The organism is Burkholderia sp. GbtcB21, from assembly GCF_019091065.1.
Lineage (GTDB): Bacteria > Pseudomonadota > Gammaproteobacteria > Burkholderiales > Burkholderiaceae > Burkholderia > Burkholderia pyrrocinia_C.
Map to the genome: position 1 here is coordinate 4,451 of NZ_JAGXKA010000039.1, position 4,989 is coordinate 9,439.

4 protein-coding genes and 2 pseudogenes are annotated in these 4,989 nt (G+C 60.1%); 5 read left to right on the top strand and 1 reads right to left on the bottom strand.

All coding sequences use genetic code 11. The annotated features are described in order from the left end of the window. Positions 1 to 26: 26 nt before the first annotated feature. The 5 genes and pseudogenes from KVT39_RS38725 to KVT39_RS35680 all read left to right on the top strand — a co-directional run. A complete protein-coding gene (locus KVT39_RS38725; protein ID WP_368858965.1) occupies positions 27 to 107 on the top strand; it encodes an IpaD/SipD/SspD family type III secretion system needle tip protein in 81 nt (26 codons plus the stop codon). 15 nt (positions 108 to 122) lie between these two features. Continuing rightward, positions 123 to 3,029 carry a hypothetical protein gene (locus tag KVT39_RS35665; RefSeq protein WP_217591326.1) on the top strand — a complete coding sequence of 969 codons (2,907 nt, stop codon included), beginning with the start codon at positions 123 to 125 and terminating at the stop codon, positions 3,027 to 3,029. Then, positions 3,026 to 3,292: an acyl carrier protein gene (locus KVT39_RS35670; RefSeq protein ID WP_217591327.1), complete on the top strand. Its 267-nt coding sequence runs from the start codon at positions 3,026 to 3,028 to the stop codon at positions 3,290 to 3,292. Before KVT39_RS35665 ends, KVT39_RS35670 begins: the two co-directional genes overlap by 4 nt. 89 nt (positions 3,293 to 3,381) lie before the next feature. Continuing rightward, positions 3,382 to 3,711 (top strand): annotated as a pseudogene (locus KVT39_RS35675) (IS66 family transposase zinc-finger binding domain-containing protein); the annotation flags it as partial. After that, positions 3,708 to 4,273 (top strand): annotated as a pseudogene (locus tag KVT39_RS35680) (transposase); the annotation flags it as partial. The pseudogenes KVT39_RS35675 and KVT39_RS35680, both read left to right, overlap by 4 nt. Before the next feature lie 65 nt (positions 4,274 to 4,338). Here KVT39_RS35680 and istB read toward each other — a convergent pair. Next, a partial coding sequence (gene istB, locus KVT39_RS35685) for an IS21-like element helper ATPase IstB (protein ID WP_217591328.1) occupies positions 4,339 to 4,989 on the bottom strand: 651 nt, incomplete at its 5' end.

Sequence of the window (4,989 nt, forward strand, 5' to 3'; positions counted from 1 at the left end):
CCCAGAAGTACAGCAACGCCAACTCGCTGTACGACAATCTGGTCAAGGTGCTCAGCAGCACCATCAGCTCTTGCACGGAAACATGCAAGGCCTTCCTGCAAGGTTGATAGGAGATTCGAATCATGGCTGTATCAAATTCAGTATTGCAGCGTAGCCATTCGTTCAGCGCGCCGTCCGCGCAGAGCGCCCGCCGAGCTACCGGGCTGGGCCAGGAACTGCTCAGAGTTCAATCCATGCCGAACTTGCGTCTCACGGCGGCATCCCCGCTGCCTGCAAGTCCCGCCGCCGCAAGCTCGGGGCCTATTGGCGGTGTGGTATCCCCGGAACAATTCAAGAATGCATTCCAGACTGAGGCGAGGCAGGCGTTGTTCGCGGCATCGCCGGACAAGCAGGGCGAGTTGTCGAAGCTTTTCGATGATTCGCGCAACAGCTATGCGCAACGGGAAATCACTCGGTTCGCCGAGGTGTATAGCCAATTGCTTAAGCTGCACCCCGAGGCGAAAAGCACCTTGGATGCCCTGGCGCAGCAATACAACAACAAGATCCTCAAGGATGGCCTGAAAGATCAATCCGGTTTCGGCGCGTACAGCCCGGAGAAAGCAAAGCTGTATGAACAACGACGAGCGCTGGAGAAAAGTCTGGCTAATGCCGCCAGGGAGATGACTGGGACCAACTTTCTGGAGATGGGTGAGCACTTCATGGCGAAAGAGGTGCTGCCCTACATCCAAGCCTACGTTACAGAGGAATTGAAATGCAATCTGTCGCAGGATCAAGTCAAAGACCTGGTGGATCGGGCTGCGAAGCAAGCGTTTGACGCGCTGCGCCAAGCCAGATCGGATCTGGCGGGAGAGGCCGGCTTTGGCGTCGGCAAGCTCGCGCGCGATCTGGATACGGTGGCCGTGCTGCCACTATTGCTGCGCAATATCCTGATGGACAGCGTGCCCAAGGAGCAAAGGCAGGATCCTCCGGCCGCCAACGAAGCTATCCCAGGCAGCACTGGGCAGACTGATCCGGTTCCGCCGCAGGTCATTCATTATCACTATAACAATTATTATGACAGCCATGACGTCACGCACGACAGCCATAATGTCACGCACGACAGTCATAACGTTTCGCACGACAGTCATAACAACAGTTTTGACTACAGCACACATCGCTCGACAAGCACGAGCGACGAAGGGGCTCGGTCCACGCACTCCGCTATGTCGGGGCAGATCAAGCAAGTTGTGACGGTGAAGCAGTCTGCGTCGGACGCTGTGCAGTCCATGCTTCGCGGCGATAGTCAAGGTGCGGGAGCGGGGCACACGGTTGAACGCCATGAACAGTTCGCGGACGCGATGTCCCGACGGCGTTTTTCTGATTCGAGCGTTCAGCTCAAGGCTGGGTCAACAACAGCGCATTCGGACGACGTGGATAGCACGGAGGTGGTAAGCCGCGCGAGCTCTATCATCCAAACAGGCGATCAGTCCAGCCTGGATGTTTCGCGCCTGAGCTTTGTTGATCGATCGATGAAAAATCGTCCAACGCCGGAGTATCTGCGCAGCCAGCAGTTTCAGTCCCGGGTGACAACAGCGGATGGCGATGGCCGTCTTCCGGCGGAACGTATGCTGTTGAACTTGGTGCGCGATGCCGTGGATCCAAACAACGGCCAGCTTGTATACCCAAAGGGTACCTCCGAGGATCAGCAACTGCAGATGCGCATGGCAATTGACAAATTGCGCAATACGGTGGTGCCCGGTGATACCTTCGGCAAGCAGCGGCAAGAAGAGGTGTTGCGGGCGTTCGCTCACGGTGAACAGAACAAGCAAGTGGAACAGGTTTGTCAGCTATTGAAGCAGCTGCCGAAGGACGGCCGCCTGCGCCGGGAACTGACCCAAGATATCCAACTAATGGCCCGGACGACCAACCTGCTGGCCCAGGGTGGTAACCCGCTGACCGTAAAATTTCTGTCCGCCCTTGGCGTGAGCCAGGCTGGCCGCAACGGCGCCGCCAGCACGGTCTCGTCCTCTGCTGCCACACTGCAACGGTCGCTGCAAGGCGCGGGCGGCGACCCAGCTTTGCGAACCGACTCGGCTGCAATGACGAACGGCGCGGCTGAGCACAGAGAAGCGAAGTTCCAGCAAGCAATCGACCGTTTGACGCAACTGGATACGACGACGGATGGCACGCGTGCCAGTGGTGATGCGAAGCTATTGGAGGCAGTGCGTGGCGTGGCACACGGCCTGTCGCGGGTTCTCGATGCTGCCAACGTGAGTACCTCGACCGGTGAGACAACGTCGTTTGGCAAGTCGCAGGAGCGTCAGGACCTTTACACGGTAGTCGATGGCGGCGGTTCCAACCCAGATGCCCAAGATGCAAGCCCCACTCGCGTATCAGCGCAACGTGCTTCCGAGAATACGGTCACTGGAGCCCTGCCGGCGCCTGCCGTTGCATCGGTGAAGCGTCAATCCCGCGAGTTTGATTTCGCCAATGTCAAATTGGAGGCTCCGCGCACCGGGCCAGGACATTTGTATACCGTATCGACCGCGGCTTCCCGAGGGCGCCAGTTCAACGGAGTTCTCAATCCCAGCAAGGAGTTGCTGCGTGGCGTCATGGATTCGCTGCAGTTGAAGCCGAATCAGCGTGACGCACGAGCCGAGCTTGCCGGTCTACGGACGCGTTTGGTTGATGGTATCAATGCCTCCGCAACGAAAAAGGAGGATGCCGAGAAATTGTCCAAGTTGCTTCACGGGAATAACGATGTGTTGCAAGAGCGCAAGGGTGCTTTGACCAAGCTGGTCCGGCGCATGATCTTGGATAATGGCATGTTCTCTACGCGTCAGGCGATGGAGCAGGCGGATCCCGCCGTGAAAGTGGTGATGCAGTGGCTGAATGTGGGCGGCAAGGGTGAGGCCGGGTCACCTGATGGCTGGATGGATTGGGTTGAACAGCAAAGGCCCAAGTCGCCCGCTCCGGTCATTAAAGAAAGAGTCATCACAACCACTCCCGGTGCACGTATGGATAGCCATGCACCGAGAGCCTGGAAATGATGGATGCTCTGGAGCGGCAGGTGAAGGCGGTGATGGTGGCCCATCTGTGGCTGGATGAGGCCCAGTTGCTGCCGGACACGAGCCTGGTCGACCAGCTCTATCTCGATTCTCTGGACCTGATGGACCTGGTGCTGGCTTTGAACCACCACTTTGACATTGAAATCGGCGCGGATGAGATCATCGGCATCAAAACGGTTGCCGATGTCTGTCAAGTGGTGGGCCGGCTGCTGCCGCATCGCCGCAATGGCGTGAGCGTTGATTGAATGGGGGGATTGCCTTGATGCGCTTCCCGAGCTTCAGGTACAGGTCGATCGCCCGAACACGCTCTTCGTATGAATACATGGACTACCTCCAAGAGCGCATCCATCTGCCCGCCGACGATGACTGCCCCGATTGCGGCGGGCAACTCAAACCGCTGGGCGAAGACGTCGCGGAACAGCTCGAATACGTCCGGGCGCACTTCCGCGTGATTCGCCACCGCCGTCCGAAGCTGGCCTGCGCATGCTGCGATCGCATCGTGCAGGCCGCGGCACCGAGTCGACCGATCGATCGTGGCATCCCGGGCCCAGCGCTGCTCGCGCACATCGCCGTGTCGAAGTTCGCGTACCACATCCCGCTGCATCGCCAGGCAGTCATGTACGCGCGCGACGGCGTCGAGATCGATCCGGGTGCGATGGGGTACGCGATCTGCTGCTGTTCGAATACCGGGTCGTGCTGCACGTGCCTCGACGTCGGGTCTGGTGCGAACGCTGCGATGGACCGCGGCTGGAGAAGCCGGACTGGCTGGGCCGCTACCAGCGGGTGACGGAACGGTTTGTGCCAAGGCCTGCGAGAAGTTGCTGCAAGCGGCCAGCGTACAAGCGGTGGTCGCTTTCTACGATCTAGGTTGGCATACGGTCAAATCGATCGACCAGATGCGCTGCGAGCGTGTGTGGGCGAGCCGGACTGGTCGACGATCCGTTATCTGGCGATGGACGAGTTCGCGCTTCATAAAGGCCATCGCTATGCCACGGTGGCGGTTGATCCGATCGGCCGGCAGTGCTCTGGGTCCGGCCCGGACGTTCACGCGAAACGGCGCGAGCCGAGCCTTCTTCGAACAGCTTCCCGAAGGCGTGGCCGAGCGTATCGAAGCGGTCGCAATCGACATGACCACGGCCTACGAGCTGGAGATCAAGGAACAGTGCTCGCAGGCGGAAATCGTCTTCGACCTGTACCACGTCGTGGCCAAGTACGGTCGCGAGGTGTCAACCTCGGACGTAATTTCCCCAGAAGTGTCGAAGTAAAATTCCCCACCCTGTTCGGACGGTGATCAACCGGCGACGTGATCGAATGGGTTCCTTCGGGGGCGGCCCGGGCGCCGGCGAGCCGGTTCAGTGGGCACGGGGTTCAGGGAGGACGGACGGTTGCGCAGATGGTCCGGCAGCAGATCGGCGTGTTCTCGCAGGCGGTACGATGTGCCTTCGATCTGCACGACGATCGCGTGGTGCAGCAGCCGGTCGAGCAACGCCGCGGCCACCACGCTGTCGCCGAACACGTCGCCCCATTCACCGAAGCTGCGATTGGACGTCAGGATGATCGCGCAGCGCTCGTAGCAGGCGTTGACGAGCTGGAAGAACAGGTTGCCGCCGTTGGAGCCGATGGGCAGGTAGCCGATCTCGTCGACGATGAGCAGGCTGTTACGGGCAAGGAAGCGCACGCGCTGCGCCAGGTTGCCTTCCCGTTCGGCCTTGGCCATCGAGTTCACGATCTCGGCCAGCGAGCCGAAGTAGACGCTCTTGCCCGCGCGCACGGCTTCCACGCCCAGCGCAATGGACAGGTGCGACTTGCCCGTGCCGGGCGGCCCCAGGAAGTGAACGGTCTGCCGTCGTTCGATGAACTCGAGTTGCGCAAGCGTCATGATGCGATCGCGATCCAGGCTCGGCTGGAAGCTGAAGTCGTAGCCGGCCAGCGTCTTGATCGT